Origin of the sequence: Mesorhizobium sp. M7A.F.Ce.TU.012.03.2.1, from assembly GCF_004006095.1 — a bacterium.
Classification (GTDB): Bacteria; Pseudomonadota; Alphaproteobacteria; order Rhizobiales; family Rhizobiaceae; genus Mesorhizobium.
The window spans coordinates 2868690-2882426 of sequence record NZ_CP034779.1 but is presented as its reverse complement, the minus strand read 5'-3'; the positions used below and the strand labels follow the sequence as shown (position 1 = coordinate 2882426).

Annotated in this window: 14 protein-coding genes and 1 pseudogene; 10 read left to right on the top strand and 5 right to left on the bottom strand. The window is 63.1% G+C overall.

The genetic code is table 11. The features are described from left to right. Positions 1 to 13 precede the first annotated feature (13 nt). The 3 genes from EJ079_RS13915 to EJ079_RS13905 all read right to left on the bottom strand — a co-directional run bounded on the left by EJ079_RS13915 (position 14) and on the right by EJ079_RS13905 (position 3485). Positions 14 to 865 carry a sugar phosphate isomerase/epimerase gene (locus EJ079_RS13915; RefSeq protein ID WP_127809264.1) on the bottom strand — a complete coding sequence of 284 codons (852 nt, stop codon included), beginning with the start codon at positions 863 to 865 and terminating at the stop codon, positions 14 to 16. Positions 866 to 1091: 226 nt separating this feature from the next. Continuing rightward, positions 1092 to 2279: a Gfo/Idh/MocA family oxidoreductase gene (locus tag EJ079_RS13910; protein ID WP_127269535.1), complete on the bottom strand. Its 1188-nt coding sequence runs from the start codon at positions 2277 to 2279 to the stop codon at positions 1092 to 1094. Between the two features lie 150 nt (positions 2280 to 2429). Next, positions 2430 to 3485 carry a sugar phosphate isomerase/epimerase gene (locus EJ079_RS13905; RefSeq protein WP_127269536.1) on the bottom strand — a complete coding sequence of 352 codons (1056 nt, stop codon included), beginning with the start codon at positions 3483 to 3485 and terminating at the stop codon, positions 2430 to 2432. A gap of 399 nt (positions 3486 to 3884) precedes the next feature. Between EJ079_RS13905 and EJ079_RS13900 the strand changes: the two genes are divergently transcribed. From EJ079_RS13900 to EJ079_RS13880, 5 genes are read left to right on the top strand one after another with little or no spacing between them, the layout of a single operon-like run. Next, positions 3885 to 4772 carry a sugar phosphate isomerase/epimerase gene (locus EJ079_RS13900; protein ID WP_027037785.1) on the top strand — a complete coding sequence of 296 codons (888 nt, stop codon included), beginning with the start codon at positions 3885 to 3887 and terminating at the stop codon, positions 4770 to 4772. Between the two features lie 60 nt (positions 4773 to 4832). After that, on the top strand, positions 4833 to 6002 hold the full coding sequence (locus EJ079_RS13895; RefSeq protein ID WP_127318762.1) for a mandelate racemase/muconate lactonizing enzyme family protein: 1170 nt from the start codon (positions 4833 to 4835) through the stop codon (positions 6000 to 6002). Positions 6003 to 6004: 2 nt separating this feature from the next. Next, the gene (locus EJ079_RS13890) at positions 6005 to 6721 is read left to right on the top strand and encodes a FadR/GntR family transcriptional regulator (RefSeq protein WP_013529506.1); all 717 of its coding nucleotides are present in this window, start codon (positions 6005 to 6007) and stop codon (positions 6719 to 6721) included. 5 nt (positions 6722 to 6726) lie between these two features. Next, a complete protein-coding gene (locus EJ079_RS13885; protein ID WP_127809263.1) occupies positions 6727 to 7707 on the top strand; it encodes a hydroxyacid dehydrogenase in 981 nt (326 codons plus the stop codon). Between the two features lie 42 nt (positions 7708 to 7749). Then, positions 7750 to 8136 carry a hypothetical protein gene (locus EJ079_RS13880; RefSeq protein ID WP_127809262.1) on the top strand — a complete coding sequence of 129 codons (387 nt, stop codon included), beginning with the start codon at positions 7750 to 7752 and terminating at the stop codon, positions 8134 to 8136. An 18-nt stretch (positions 8137 to 8154) separates the two neighbouring features. Here EJ079_RS13880 and EJ079_RS13875 read toward each other — a convergent pair whose 3' ends face one another. Further along, positions 8155 to 9453, bottom strand: a complete 1299-nt coding sequence (locus EJ079_RS13875; protein WP_127809261.1) for an amidase — start codon at positions 9451 to 9453, stop codon at positions 8155 to 8157. Between the two features lie 119 nt (positions 9454 to 9572). Between EJ079_RS13875 and EJ079_RS13870 the strand changes: the two genes are divergently transcribed. After that, the gene (locus tag EJ079_RS13870) at positions 9573 to 9920 is read left to right on the top strand and encodes a GFA family protein (protein WP_127268321.1); all 348 of its coding nucleotides are present in this window, start codon (positions 9573 to 9575) and stop codon (positions 9918 to 9920) included. Positions 9921 to 9980: 60 nt separating this feature from the next. Here the strand turns inward: EJ079_RS13870 and EJ079_RS13865 are convergent, their stop codons facing one another. Next, positions 9981 to 10889: an SDR family oxidoreductase gene (locus EJ079_RS13865; protein WP_127318772.1), complete on the bottom strand. Its 909-nt coding sequence runs from the start codon at positions 10887 to 10889 to the stop codon at positions 9981 to 9983. A gap of 99 nt (positions 10890 to 10988) precedes the next feature. Between EJ079_RS13865 and EJ079_RS13860 the strand changes: the two genes are divergently transcribed. The 4 genes and pseudogenes from EJ079_RS13860 to EJ079_RS13845 all read left to right on the top strand — a co-directional run bounded on the left by EJ079_RS13860 (position 10989) and on the right by EJ079_RS13845 (position 13667). Next, positions 10989 to 11567, top strand: coding sequence for a TetR/AcrR family transcriptional regulator (locus EJ079_RS13860; RefSeq protein WP_245481867.1), 579 nt, complete (start codon positions 10989 to 10991; stop codon positions 11565 to 11567). A 10-nt stretch (positions 11568 to 11577) separates the two neighbouring features. Beyond that, positions 11578 to 11691: pseudogene (locus tag EJ079_RS33895) on the top strand (AraC family transcriptional regulator); the annotation flags it as partial. A gap of 401 nt (positions 11692 to 12092) precedes the next feature. After that, on the top strand, positions 12093 to 13064 hold the full coding sequence (locus EJ079_RS13850; protein ID WP_164873788.1) for an AraC family transcriptional regulator: 972 nt from the start codon (positions 12093 to 12095) through the stop codon (positions 13062 to 13064). A gap of 171 nt (positions 13065 to 13235) precedes the next feature. Beyond that, positions 13236 to 13667, top strand: a complete 432-nt coding sequence (locus tag EJ079_RS13845; protein ID WP_127397009.1) for a DUF4437 domain-containing protein — start codon at positions 13236 to 13238, stop codon at positions 13665 to 13667. The last annotated feature ends 70 nt before the right edge of the window (positions 13668 to 13737 follow it).

The following is a 13737-nucleotide window of genomic DNA, read 5'->3' as shown; positions in this document are numbered from 1 at the left end:
TGGGTCAGGGCGCCTAAGCCGCCTTCTTCCACCCGCTCTTGATATGCCTATACCCCTCCCGATAGACCGCTTCCGGCGTCTCGGAAAAATCGCGCCACACCTTCGTTGCCGCCGCCAAGTCCTTCAGCGAGCGGCCGAACGCCTCGATCGTCAGCCAGTCGTCATAGCCGCTCTTGCGGATGGCTGAGAATGTTTCTGTCCAGGGAATGTTGCCGCGCCCCGGCACGCCGCGATCATTCTCCGAAATATGGATATGCACGACATTCCTGCGATGTTTCGTGTAGGCGCCGATCGGGTCGGCCTCCTCGATATTGGCGTGGAAAGTATCGTACATCGCCTTGATGTGCGGCCGGTCGATGGCGTCGATATGCTCCGACAGATCCGCCATCGTGTTGAGGAGATAGCATTCGAAGCGGTTGAGCGCCTCGAGGCCGATGGTGACGCCCTTGTTGCCGGCATGGTCGCCGATGGCGCGTTGCGAGGCGACGGAGCGCTTTTTCTCGGCAGAGGTCGGTCCGGAGCCGGAAAACGACCCGAGCGTCGAATGCAGCGGGCCGCTCAGCGTGCTGGCGCCAAGTGCCTGCGCGCAGTCGATCGCCCATTTCATGTAGTCGACCCCGGCCTTGCGCGTCGCCGCGTCGGCCGAGATCAAATTCATCGCCGGATCGCCCATGGCCGAAACAGAGGTTCGCTCCAGTCCGATGCGGTCGAGCAGATCGCCGAGTTTTTTGTAGTCGTCCGGCGCGCCGGCGAAGATCGGTATCTCGACGCCATCGAAGCCGGTCGCCTTGATGTCGCGCAACAGCGGCTCGTGTTTCTTCGACACCGCCGTCGTCCACAAGAACATGCACATGCCGATTTTCATCGACGCCCCTCCCCATTTGATGCTGCGTGCGGGCTGTTCCCGTCAGCTTCGCGCAAAGTCCCCTCATCCGGCCGCTTCGCGGTCACCTTCTCCCCGAGGGGAGAAGAGACGAGCACGGGCCTCGGCTTCCTCCTCTCCCCTCGGGGAGAGGTCGGATTGCCCCGAATTGCCCTTCGCAATTCGGCTGGCAATCCGGGTGAGGGGGCCTTCGTTACCCGCCGTGCGACTACAGCTTCGTCCACGCCCCATTCTTCTTCGACGATTTCACGCAGGCCTCGATGAAGGCCATGCCCTCGACGCCGTCCTGGATGGTCGGGAAGACGACGTCCTTGGGCGGCTTGCCGCCCTTGCGGCGTGCCGCGCGGATGGCGCGTGCGGCCTCCTGGTAGATGTTGGCGAAACCTTCGAGATAGCCCTCGGGATGACCCGACGGCACGCGGCTGACACGGCCCGCCACCGGCAGCGCGCCGGCGCCGTTGCGGGTGATCAATTGCTTCGGCTGGCCGAACGGCGTGTACCAGAGATAGTTCGGGTCGGCCTGCACCCATTCCAGCCCGCCCTTGGAGCCGTAGATGCGCAGCTTCAGCCCGTTCTCGTGGCCGGGCGCCACCTGGCTTGCCCAGATCATGCCCTTGGCCGGATGCGTCTTGCCGATAGGTTTGAAGCGCAGCATGACGTTGACGTTGTCATCGAGTAGCCGGCCCGGCACGAAGGCGTCGAGATCGGCCGACAGGGAGTCCAGTTCCAGCCCTGAGACGAAGCGGGCGAGGTTGTAGGCATGCGTGCCGATATCGCCCAGCGCACCGCCGGCGCCTGCCTGCTTGGGGTCGGAGCGCCACGCCGCCTGCTTCTGGCCTGTCGCGGCCAAATCCTCGGTCAGCCAGTCCTGCGGATATTCGGACTGCACGATGCGGATGTCGCCGAGAACACCTTTGGCGACCATTTCGCGTGCTTGCCGGATCATCGGATAGGCGGTGTAGTTGTGCGTCAGCACGAACACCTTGCCGGTCTTCTCGACTATCGCCGCAAGCTTTTTCGCCTCGGCCAGGGTCGTCGCCAGCGGCTTGTCGCAGATGACGTGGATGCCGGCCTCGAGGAAAGCTTTTGCCGCCGGCACATGGACATTGTTGGGCGTGACGATGGCCACTGCCTCGATGCCGTCGGGGCGCTTCGCCTCGGCCTTGGCCATCTCGGCATAGGATGCATAGCTGCGTGCGGGGTCGAGCCCCAGTTCGGCGGCCGAGGCCTTGGCACGGGCCGGGTCGGCTGACAAAGCACCGGCAACCAGCACGAAATCATTGTCCAGCCGCGCCGCGATCCGGTGCACCGCGCCGATGAACGCGCCTTGCCCGCCGCCGACCATGCCATAGCGGATCGGGCCGCCTCCCGTTTCCGACTTCGATGCGCCGACCATATCTTGCTCCTCGCTGTTGCTCACCTCCCCCTTGAGGGGAGGTCGATCCGCGCAGCGGATCGGGTGGGGTCGTTGAGGCAGAGCTCGGCATGAACCGACCCCTCCCGGCCCTTCGGGCCACCCTCCCCTCGAGGGGGAGGGGAAACCGCGCTAGATGCCCATCATGGCGCGCAGCATCTTCTTGTCGGTGGTGCCGGCGGCGAAGTCGTCGAATGCCTTTTCGGTCACCCGGATGATATGGTGCTCGATGAAAGGCGCGCCTTCGGCCGCACCATCCTCCGGATGCTTCAGGCAGCACTCCCACTCCAGTACCGCCCAGGAATCATAATTGTACTGCGTCAGCTTGGAAAAGATGCCGCCGAAATCCACCTGTCCATCGCCCAGCGAACGGAAGCGCCCGGCGCGGTTGGTCCAGCTCTGGTAGCCGGAATAGACGCCTTGCCGGCCGGTCGGGTTGAACTCGGCGTCCTTGACGTGAAACGCCTTGATGCGCTCGTGATAGATGTCGATGAATTCTAGATAGTCGAGCTGCTGCAGCAGGAAGTGCGACGGATCGTAGTTGATATTGCAGCGCTTGTGGCCGCCGACCGCGTCGAGGAACATCTCGAAAGTGGCGCCGTCGAACACGTCCTCAGAGGGGTGAATTTCATAGCCGACATCGACGCCGTTGTCCTCGTAGACGTCGAGGATCGGCTTCCAGCGTTTGCCGAGCTCGCCAAACGCTTCCTCAATGAGTCCAGCCGGTCGCTGCGGGAACGGATAGAGGTAAGGGAAAGCCAGCGAGCCGGTAAACGACACTGAAGCATTCAGGCCCAGATTGCGCGATGCTTTAGCGCCGAACTTCATCTGCTCGACAGCCCACTCCTGCCGGGCTGCGGGATTGTTGTGCACCGACGGCGGCGCAAAGCCATCCATCTGCGCGTCATAGGCTGGATGAACCGCGACCAACTGCCCCTGCAGATGCGTCGACAGTTCGGTGATCTCGACGCCGGCGTCAGCGCAGATGCCCTTCACCTCATCGCAATAGGCCTTGGAAGAAGCCGCCTTCTTGAGGTCGAACAGCCGCGCGTCCCAGGTCGGGATCTGCACGCCCCTGTAGCCGAGACCGGCCGCCCATTTGGTGATCGACGCCAGTGAGTTGAACGGCGCGGCGTCGCCCGCGAACTGCGCCAGAAACAGCCCAGGGCCCTTCATTGTCGTCGGCATCGCATCCTCCCTCATTTCTCTCTCGACCGAGCATAGCGCCGATTGGAAGCAGGGCCAGCCACTTTGGTCTTTTCTCAACGGGTGCTTGCACGCACCGCCATTCTGGTATTACCAAATGTGGAAATTTGGTCAAGCCGCGCAATGCGCCATCAAGACCCCAAAATCAACTGTTGCAGGCCTATATATCTCAATATAATCAAGGAAACAATCCATTGAGAGAGTTGCACCCCAGCGCTTCTTGCCGATCTGGAGAATTTGCTGTAGACCTCGCTTCAGGCCCAATTGGTCGAACCAGTTTGCGAAAAAAGGCTGGGAACGCCTTGGGGAGGAACCTTTGTGTCGCCTTTTGGCGATGCATGTCGCAGGCGAACCATAGAGACGATTTGGGAAGGACAGACCATGCATCTTTCGACGCACAACTGGATGCGCGCGGAACCCTTGGAGACGACGCTCAAGCGCATCAAGAAATTCGGCTATGAGTCGATCGAGATTTCCGGCGAGCCCGAGCAGTACAAGACCAAGGAGACCCGGGCGCTGCTGAAGGAGCATGGTATTCGCTGCTGGGGCGCGGTGACCCTGATGCTGGGCGAGCGCAATCTTGCCGCCAGGAACCAGGGCCAGCGCGAGCGTTCCGTTCAGTATGTCAAGGACGTGCTGACCATGGTCAGCGAACTCGATGGCGAGATCATCACGCTGGTTCCGGCCACCGTCGGCAAGGTCGTGCCTGACGGGACCGAGGAAGAGGAATGGAAGTGGGTCGTCGACGCCACCCGTGAATGCTTCACCCACGCCAAGAAGGTCGGCGTCAAGATCGCTGTCGAACCCCTCAACCGCTTCGAGACCTATCTGTTCAATCGCGGCGCCCAGGCACTGGCGCTGGCTGACGCGGTCAGCCCCGAATGCGGCGTGTGCCTAGACGCTTACCACATCCACATGGAAGAATTTAACGTCCATGACGCGATCCGGCAGGTCGGAAAGCGCCTGTTCGACTTCCACGTCGCCGACAACAACCGGTTTGCCGCCGGCCTCGGCCAGATCGATTGGCCGAAGATCGTCGCCACCTTGCGCGAGATCGGCTACGACGGCGCGCTGACCAATGAGTTCGTCGCGCCCGTCGACCGGACGCCGGCAGCCCCCTATCCCGACATGGTCGAGCGCAATCCGGTCGACATCTCGCCCGAGCAGCTGAAGTTCATCCAGGACCACGGCTCCAGCGTGCTCACCGAGAAATTCTACACCGACCAGATGCGCATCAACGCCGAAACGTTATTGCCGCTGATCAAGTAGCCGACTGCCTCTGGGAAATTCGCCCTTCCGCCCTGACCGGCGGCGGGGCTGGGGAAGAATATGCGTATCAAGTCCGTCCAAGCCTGGTGGATCCGCGTTCCGATCGAAGCCGCTCGGCAGCACCGCAGCGACTTCGGTCAGGTGACGACCTTCGACGCCGCCATTCTGCGCATCGAAACCGATGACGGGCTGGTCGGCTGGGGCGAAGGCAAGAACGCCGCCGGCAGTGCCGGCAGCTACGGTGCACTCGTCCACATGCTGAACCATGAGGTCGGGCCTCAGCTGGTCGGCCGCGATCCGGCGGACATCGGCGTCATATGGGAGATGCTCTACAATGGCGTGCGCCACGACAGCGCCGCGCGTGGCGGCCACGCCATGCCGCAACTGGCGCGGCGCGGCATGAGCATCGCCGCCATCAGCGCCGTCGACATCGCGCTGTGGGACATTCTTGGCAAATCGCTTGGCGTTCCGGTCTGGCGGCTGCTGGGCGGCCGCAAGCTCGATCGCATGCCGGCTTACGCGTCCGGCGGCTGGGCGGCTGCCGACGCCATCGGCGAGCAGTTGAAATCCTACATCGCCAAGGGCGGTTTCAAGGCACTGAAGATGCGGGTGGGCGCCATGGATGGCGCGGCGCACATTTCGGCCGGCCGCGTGCGGGCCGCACGGCAGGCGCTCGGCCCCGATGTCGAACTGATGGTCGACGCGCACGGCACCTACACGGTGGCCGAGGCCAAGCGCTTCATCCATCTCGTCAACGATCTGGACCTCGCCTGGTTCGAGGAGCCTATCATCGCCGACGACAAGCCCGGCATGGCTGAAGTGCGGGCGTCAGGTGCCGTCCCGATCGCCACCGGCGAAAGCGAGGCGACACGCTATGCCTTCCGCGATCTCGCGGTGCTGAAAGCCGCCGACATTTTCCAGCCGGATCCCGCCTTCTGCGGCGGTATCAGCGAGGCGATGAAGATCGGCACCATCGCCAGCGCCTTCAATCTGCGCTTTGCACCGCATTTGTGGGCCGGCGCGCCCTGTTTTTTCGCAGGCTTGCATGTCTGCGCCGCCTCGCCGTCGAGTTTCACCGTCGAATATTCGCTCGGCGCCAACCCGATGATCCATGATCTGGTCGAAGAGACTGTCGAAGCCAGGGACGGCATGATAGCGATCCCGGAAAAACCGGGTCTGGGATTCACCATTTCGGAGCGGTTCCTGGAGGCGCACGCGCAACGCGGTTGACGATGAAAGAAAAGAACCTCCTCGCGGAACTCGCTGCCTACCTGTTCTCCCATTCGGACAAGGAGAGCGGCCGAACGCCTTCGGAACGCGAACTGGCGGAGCATTTCGCCGTCAGCCGCGGCCAGATCCGCGAGGCGCTGGCCATCCTGGAGGCCATGCGCATCGTCGAGCGCCGGGCCAAGTCCGGCATTTACATCGACACCAAGCAGGCCAGCGTGGAGGCCATGGCGCTTTTTGCGCGCGCGGGCCTGCCGCTCGACCCGATCCAGATCTACGAAACGGTCGAACTGCGCAAAATCCACGAGATCAAGGCGGCCGAACTTGCCTGTTCGCGCGCCACAGAGGAGAATTTCGAGCGGCTGCGCGAGATACTGAAAGCTTCGGAAGAGCGCATTGCCGCCGGCGAAGGGCTTGCCAGGGAAGACCGTGAATTCCACCTCGAGATCGTGCGCGCCACCAAGAACAGCGTCTTCCACAATGTCTGCAGCGTCTACTACATGATGGGCGAGCAGCGCCTGCCGATCTATTTCAACGACCCCGAGCGCAACGTGCGCTCGCATGCCGAGCATATCCAGATCTATGAGGCGCTGCTGCGCCGCGATGGCAATCTCGCCCAGGCGCTGATGAGCGCCCATTTGCAAGGGGCTGAGAGCTACTGGAAAGGCCTGATCGAGGGCCATGGCGAGGAACCTCAAAGCCCGGCGCTCGAAAAAGCTTGACCGACATGGCCCGTATCCTCACGACCCACGCCCTGCACCCGCGCGCCTCGGCCATGCTGGCCGGCGCCGGAGAACTCGTCGTCGCCTCCGCCATCGATCCGGCCACGCTGGCTGCCGAGGCGAAGGATGCTGATATCGTCATCGTGCGCGCGCCGCTGCCACCACAGCTTTTCGACGGCGCAAAGCTGCTGCGGGCGGCAATCCGTCATGGCGCCGGGCTCGACATGATCCCGATGGAAGCAGCGGCGGCGGCCGGCGTGCTGGTGGCGAATGTGCCGGCGGTCAATGCCCGCTCGGTTGCCGAGCACGTCATGTTCGCGGCGCTCGCCTTGCTGCGCAACTTCCGTGTCGTTGACCGCGACCTGCGCACCAAAGGCTGGCTCGCCGGCCGCGAGCACGCCAATTCCAGCAGCGAGCTTGCCGGCAAGACGATCGGCATCGTCGGCCTCGGCGCCGTCGGCCAGGCGGTTGGCCATATCGCCGCGCACGGCTTCGACCTGAAGGTGGTGGCAACGACGCGCAGCATGCAGCCGGCGCCTGACAAGGTCGGTTTCCTGTCGATCGACGCTCTCGTCGAGCAGAGCGACATCATCGTTCTGTGCTGCCCGCTGACGCCGGAAACGCGCGGCCTGATCAACCGTGAGCGGATCGCCCGCATGAAGCCGCATGCGCTGCTGATCAACGTGTCGCGCGGACCGGTCATCGATGACGATGCGCTGATCGAGGCGTTGCAGAAACGCCGTATCGGCGGTGCCGCGCTCGATGTTTTTGCGACACAGCCGCTGCCGTCGAACCATCCCTATTTCGGCTTCGACAATGTCATCATCACGCCGCACATGGCCGGGATCACCGAGGAATCGATGATGCGCATGGGCGTCGGCGCGGCGGGTGAAGCCTTGTTGGTGCTGGCCAACAAGCTGCCGGTCAATCTGCGCAATCCGGAAGTGGTCGATCACTATCGGCGGCGGTTTCCGGCGAGCCCGTAACACATCGCGGTTTCGCCCCAATTCTCCGCGACGTTGAGAGCCATGTCCGATCCACGGCTCGCATTCCTGGTAGTCGTCGTCTGTTCGCTCTGCGCCATGCCGTCATTCGCGGCCGAAAGCAGTTATGTCTATTGCGACAACGGACTGCGCTGCTTCAAGGCGCCCTGCCCGTCGAACAGCGTGCTCGACCTTGCCACCGGGGCGATCATCAAGGGCGTCTCGATCGATCCAAGCGGATTGCCGCAGGCCGACAAGGCGATAACCGATCTTTCCGACGCGCTTTATGCCGGCAAGATCGTCGTCAGGGGTTCGATCGAGCACCGCACCCAGACCATCACCGGCGAGAAGTACAATCTGCCCTGGCTGGTCGCGACCCGTATCGTGCGGACCGCCAAGGACAGCGAACGCAAGCACTGTTCGTCGCACTGATAGGCGGTTCAGCCCTGGTCACGCGCCAAGCAGCTGCTCTATTTCGGCAGCAATCCGCAGCAGGCGCCGGTCATGCCCGTTGCGCGCCACCAGCATCAATCCGGCGGGCAGCGGAGTACCCGGCATCGGTATCGAGATCGCGCAGAGATCGAACTGGTTGGCAACCTGCGTGTTGCGCAGCAGCAGGCCCTCGGTGCGGTCGCGCAGCTCGGCGCCGTCAGCCATCGAGACGATGGTCGGCGCCGTCACCGGCGTGGTCGGCAGAGCCAGCACATCGACCGATGCCAGCCGCTCGTCCATGGCGGCGACGAGCGCTGTGCGACGGCGCATTGCCCTGATGTAGACAGGCGTCGGCAGCATGGCCGCCCGCGACAAAGGTCCGCTGACATGCGGGTCGACCGGCACCGACGCTCCTGTCGCCAGCCAGTCGGCATGCACTTCGGCCCCTTCCATCGCAGCGATCGAGCCACGCTTGGTCGCCGCGCGCAAATCGGCAAGCAGATCGTCGATCGACAGGTCGGCGATCCGCGCGCCTGTCTGCTCGATCTTGCCAAGGCAGCGGTCGAACGCGGTCGCCACCTCGTCTTCCGTCTCTTCGAAAAGGACGCCGCGCGGAATGCCTATGCGAAGCCCTGCAAGGGCAATCGGCGTCAGCGCGGTCGGCAGCACCTCGCCGGCCATCACGGCGTCGGCGGCGGCACACTGGGCGACGGTTCGGGCAAGCGGCCCGATCGAGTCCAGCGTGGCGGACAGTGGGAACGCGCCAGTCAGCGGCACGCGTCGCGCTGTCGGCTTGAAGCCGACGACACCGTTGAGTGAAGCCGGAATGCGGATCGAACCGCCGGTATCGGAACCGATCGAGATTTCGCTTGTCCCCTCGCCGACGGAAACGCCTGCGCCCGAGGACGAGCCGCCCGGAATGCGGCTGGCGTCAACGGCATTGCCAGGCGTGCCGAAATGCTGGTTGTCGCCGATCGCGGTGAAGGCGAATTCGGTCATGTTGGTCTTGCCGATGATGACCGCGCCGGCCTGTCGCAGCCGGCTGACAATTGCCGCGTCGCTTTGGGCGGGTGCCGCGGTCTTGCGCATCAGCGAACCGGCCGTGGTCGGCTCGCCGGCGACATCGAACAGGTCCTTGATCGAGACGATGGTGCCGTCGAGCGGCCCTAGCGTCACACTTGCCCGCTTGCGGGCATCGCTGGCATCAGCCGCGGCCCGTGCGGCTTCGGCATAGAGCTTCGTGAACACGTGCTCTTCGCCGGCACGGGCGGCGAGGCGCGCAAGAATGATTTCCAGATGATCACGAACGGATTGCATTTTCGGTGTCGGGCTCCGGACGCCTTGAACGTCTTAAGGGGTGCGGCCAGTGCATGGCTTGCCCAGACTTAACCCGGCGCAGGCAGTTTTGCACCCTGTCGAATACGAGGAAAAGCCCGATGCTCTACAAAGGCAGCTGCCACTGCGGCAAGGTGGCCTTCGAATTCAAGGCCGAACTGACCGGTGCCATCAGGTGCAATTGTTCGATCTGCACGCGCAAGGGCGCCCTGCTGTGTGCCATTCCGCATGAGACCTTGCGGGTCCTGGCCTGGGGCGACGATTTGGGCACTTACACATTCGGCAACCATGCCATCGCGCACCGGTTCTGCCGGGCTTGCGGCATCCATCCCTTTGCGGAGGATGTCCGCGAGGGCCGTGAACGCAGCGCCTATATCAACATTAACTGCGTGGCCGATCTCGACCCTTCGACGCTGTCGGTCTTCGATTTCGACGGGCGGTCCGCCTGACGCAATTCCAGGAAAAGTGCGCAGCGGTTTTCCGTCCGAAATTGCGCAGGAACCAATTACCTATCGATAGCCCGTCGCATCGGCGGGCTTGCCGGCGTCCTGAACCTCGGGAACATAACGCCAGGCGTCGGGCCGTGAGCCGTCGAGGTCGGTAAAGCCGTAGACCTGCGCCAGCCCGCCGCTGGACAGCGACTGTCCGTTCCAGCGCGAGCGGTCCGGATCCGCCGCCAAAGCCGCAACGGCGCGGCCGACGAAACGTGGTGTCTCGGAAATGACGAAATGCGGCACCTCAGCGGTGGCGTCGCGCCAATTGCCCTCGCTCACGCCAAAGGCTTCCAGCATCATCTCCGAACGCAGCCAGCCGGGCGTCAGCGACACGGACGTTGCGTCGTGTTTGGCGAGATCCTGGGCATGCGCCCATGCCATGCGCGTCACCGCGACCTTGGCGAGATCGTAGAATGGCGACAGCCGGTAGTGATCGGCATTGTATTCGGCCGTGCCGTCTGTGACCTCGACGAGCAGCCCGCCCGGACGTTCGATCAACAGCGGCAGCGCATGGTGCGCGGTGATCAGATGCGTGTCGATGCCGAGCCGCAGCATGCGCAGGCCATTGTCCAGATTGTGGTCCCAGACCGGTTTGTCCCACTCGAACAGTTTCTCGCCACCCCAGATGTCATTCACCAGTATGTCGAGCCGGCCTTGTTCGGTGCGGATGCGCTCGACCAGTTTGCGCACATCGTCGGCCACCAGATGATCGACCTGAACGGCGATGCCCTTGCCTCCGTTCGCCGAGACCAGTTCCGCTGTTTCCTCGATGGTTTCGGGCCGGGCATATTCGGATTGCTGGGCCCGCGTGCTGCGCCCGGTGACATAGACGGTGGCGCCGGCTGCGCCGAGTTCGATCGCTATGCCCCGTCCGGCGCCGCGCGTCCCGCCGGCGACCAGAGCAACTTTCCCTTGCAGCGTCATTGAACTCTCCCAAAAACGGACTCATCGATCCGACAAGGCTGGCTTGTGCTGTTCGCGCCATATATATAAATGATCATTCGGTTATATCGGGATGTCAAGATGACACGGCCAAAAACCCAGTCCGACGAGCAGGTGCTGGAGACCGCGCACCGGCTAATCCACGAGCATGGTCCCGAAGCACTCACCTTCGAGCGTCTGGCAAAGGCCTGCGGTCTCTCCGGTGCAACGCTGGTGCAGCGCTTCAAGAACAAGGCGCAGCTGAAACAGCGCACTTTGCTGCACGCCTGGGACGGTCTCGACGAGAACACCAGAAAGCTGGCAGCCACCGTTCCCAGAACCCCCACCGGTGCGGTCGCGTTGCTGGTGGCCCTGTCGCAATTCTATGGCGGCATCGAATCCTATGCCGAAGGCCTGCTTGTCCTACGCGAGGATCTGCGCGATCCCGTGCTCAGGGCGCGGGGTGCGGCCTGGAAGGCGTTCCTGTGCGACACACTTGCAGCCTGTTTTGCCAAGACGCCCAACCCGCCACGCGACATCGGCCTGCTGATGGCCTCGCATTGGCAAGGCTCGCTGCTGTGGTGGAGCTTTGACCCGGCGATCGAAGTGGCCGCCTATGTCGAGGACGGCCTGAACCGCTTCGTCGCAGCCATCACAACGGCGCCGGCCCGAAAACCGTGATGGTTCTTGGCGTCTCGGCTATGAATCCGATGCCGCTTTCAGCCGCGCCTTCAAGCGCGTCATCGGCTTGGCGCGCAGCCATCTCCGGGGCGAGGAACAGGCCGATATCCGCCAGGCCAGCTGACGCACAGGGTTTCGAACTCAGCTTGCCAAAGGCAGCAGCCAGTTCGGCGGTCCCGGCAGCTTTTGTGCCGGCTTTTCGCGATAGGAATTTTTTCTTAACTCGATGACCTCAGCTATGCTACATTTCTGTCTATGGTGCTGATTTGCGCCAGTGACCCGCCGCACAGGCGGGTTTTTCGTTTGATGCTCCGTCCCTACGCCTGGCGAAGCTCCGAAGGAACCCGTTGACCCGAGTTCGTTGCCCTGACCGACGCATGGAGGCCGTGACGGACTGGCGATTCCAGGCTAAAGCAATTCCAGGAAAAGTGTGAAGCGGTTTTTCCGTCCGGAATTGCGTCAAAACAAAGAGATAGAGCGGTTCAACGTTTCCGTTAAACGATGAACTGCTTCAGAAAAATCCGCATGGTTTTCACCTCGCCCAAGACTGCCTTGCCGGCCTCGGAGGGTCCGCTCACCGACATCTTGCGCGGATTGCGGCTAGATGGCGTCGACTATGGCCGCTGCGAACTTTCGGAGCCATGGGCCGTGTTGTTTCCTGCCCAGAAGGCAGCACGGTTTCACTTCATTGGCCGCCGCGGATGCTGGCTGTTCTCGCCAGCCGGAGAATGGATTGAGCTGACACCCGGCGATGCGTTGCTCTTGCCGCGCGGCGCCGAGCATGTCGTTGCCAGCGCGCCTGGCATTCCTGCCGTGCCGATCGAAAGCTACACTGTCGAGCCTTTGCAGGACAATGTCTTCAATGTCTCCAATGGCGGCCACGGCCCGAAAATCTTGCTGTTTTGCGGCAGCATGCACTTCAACCTGGACGGATCGCACCCCTTGCTGGGCATGATGCCGGACATGATGCGCGCCAAGGAATTGATGGCTGGCGAGCCAGGTATTCCGCATCTGCTGCAAGCCATGGCCGGCGAGATCACCATGAACCGCGCCGGTTCCGGCGGCATGCTGGCGCGGCTGGCCGACGTACTGGCTGCAAGCATCATCCGTTCATGGGTGGAAAACAGCGGCGGCGACACCAGAGGCTGGATCGCGGCGATCAGGGATCGCGACATCGGCCGCGTACTTGCCGCCATTCATCTGCAGCCCGACAGGAACTGGACTGTCGAAGCGCTGGCGCGCGAAATGGGCGCCTCGCGATCGGCCTTCGCCGAACGCTTCACGGCCGTCGTTGGCGAAACACCGGCGAGATATGTCGCCCGGATACGCATGCACCAGGCGCGGCAATGGCTGATCGACGATCGGATGCGGGTTTCGGTGGTCGCCGCCAGACTGGGTTACGATTCCGAAGCGTCGTTCAGCCGGGCGTTCAAGCGCATCATAGGCATCGCGCCCAGCCACCTGCGCACCGTCGACGGCACCTCCGAAAACCGCTGAGACGATCCCGGATCCGCGGCCATGGATCGCAGGGTCTGGATGAATTGCCGGGTCTGGATGAATTGCCAAGCCTTCCGGACGCAATGCCATTGCCGGGCCACCCGCATGCAATAGCTTGCCATAACCAGGCAGCCAGCGGCCGGCGTCCAGTCGGGTCCGAAGAGGAGAACCATGCCAAATCATCTGAAGGTCATCGCACTCGCCGTCATGCTTGCGGTTCCCGGGCGCGCCTTTGCCCTCGAGGACAGCTACCTGCCGGCCGACAAGATCCCCTATGTGGCGGAAGTACCCGACCAGCCGCATCGTCTTGGCCCATTGTGGGGCGAGCGGGCCAAGGGTCCGGCAGGCACGTTGCTGAAGGTTCCCGGCAACTGGCGTGCACCGGTCCATGCGCACACCGCGGATTACCGTGCGGTGGTTATAAAGGGGCTGTGGGCGCACTGGCAGATGGATGGCGGCGAGGCGACCAAGGTCGAACTGCCTCCTGGATCCTACTGGACCCAGAAAGCCAATGAGATGCATGACGACGCCTGCGTCTCCGACACGGAATGCGTGATCCTGCTGATCAACGACACGCCCTACGAAACCTACTTCCAGAAATAGGCTGGGATGCGGCCTCACGCATGTCGCCCAAAAGTGACCTCGGTTTGGAGTGCGCCCCTGGGGGTGGACA

Excerpts from the sequence above, each read along its gene's own strand:
- EJ079_RS13865 (WP_127318772.1), bottom strand. The coding sequence starts at position 10,889 with ATGACGCTGCAAGGGAAAGTTGCTCTGGTCGCCGGCGGGACGCGCGGC.
- EJ079_RS13860 (WP_245481867.1), top strand. The coding sequence starts at position 10,989 with ATGACACGGCCAAAAACCCAGTCCGACGAGCAGGTGCTGGAGACCGCG.
- EJ079_RS13900 (WP_027037785.1), top strand. The coding sequence starts at position 3,885 with ATGCATCTTTCGACGCACAACTGGATGCGCGCGGAACCCTTGGAGACG.
- EJ079_RS13895 (WP_127318762.1), top strand. The coding sequence starts at position 4,833 with ATGCGTATCAAGTCCGTCCAAGCCTGGTGGATCCGCGTTCCGATCGAA.
- EJ079_RS13880 (WP_127809262.1), top strand. The coding sequence starts at position 7,750 with ATGTCCGATCCACGGCTCGCATTCCTGGTAGTCGTCGTCTGTTCGCTC.
- EJ079_RS13870 (WP_127268321.1), top strand. The coding sequence starts at position 9,573 with ATGCTCTACAAAGGCAGCTGCCACTGCGGCAAGGTGGCCTTCGAATTC.
- EJ079_RS13875 (WP_127809261.1), bottom strand. The coding sequence starts at position 9,453 with ATGCAATCCGTTCGTGATCATCTGGAAATCATTCTTGCGCGCCTCGCC.
- EJ079_RS13905 (WP_127269536.1), bottom strand. The coding sequence starts at position 3,485 with ATGCCGACGACAATGAAGGGCCCTGGGCTGTTTCTGGCGCAGTTCGCG.
- EJ079_RS13845 (WP_127397009.1), top strand. The coding sequence starts at position 13,236 with ATGCCAAATCATCTGAAGGTCATCGCACTCGCCGTCATGCTTGCGGTT.
- EJ079_RS13850 (WP_164873788.1), top strand. The coding sequence starts at position 12,093 with ATGGTTTTCACCTCGCCCAAGACTGCCTTGCCGGCCTCGGAGGGTCCG.
- EJ079_RS13885 (WP_127809263.1), top strand. The coding sequence starts at position 6,727 with ATGGCCCGTATCCTCACGACCCACGCCCTGCACCCGCGCGCCTCGGCC.
- EJ079_RS13890 (WP_013529506.1), top strand. The coding sequence starts at position 6,005 with ATGAAAGAAAAGAACCTCCTCGCGGAACTCGCTGCCTACCTGTTCTCC.
- EJ079_RS13915 (WP_127809264.1), bottom strand. The coding sequence starts at position 865 with ATGAAAATCGGCATGTGCATGTTCTTGTGGACGACGGCGGTGTCGAAG.
- EJ079_RS13910 (WP_127269535.1), bottom strand. The coding sequence starts at position 2,279 with ATGGTCGGCGCATCGAAGTCGGAAACGGGAGGCGGCCCGATCCGCTAT.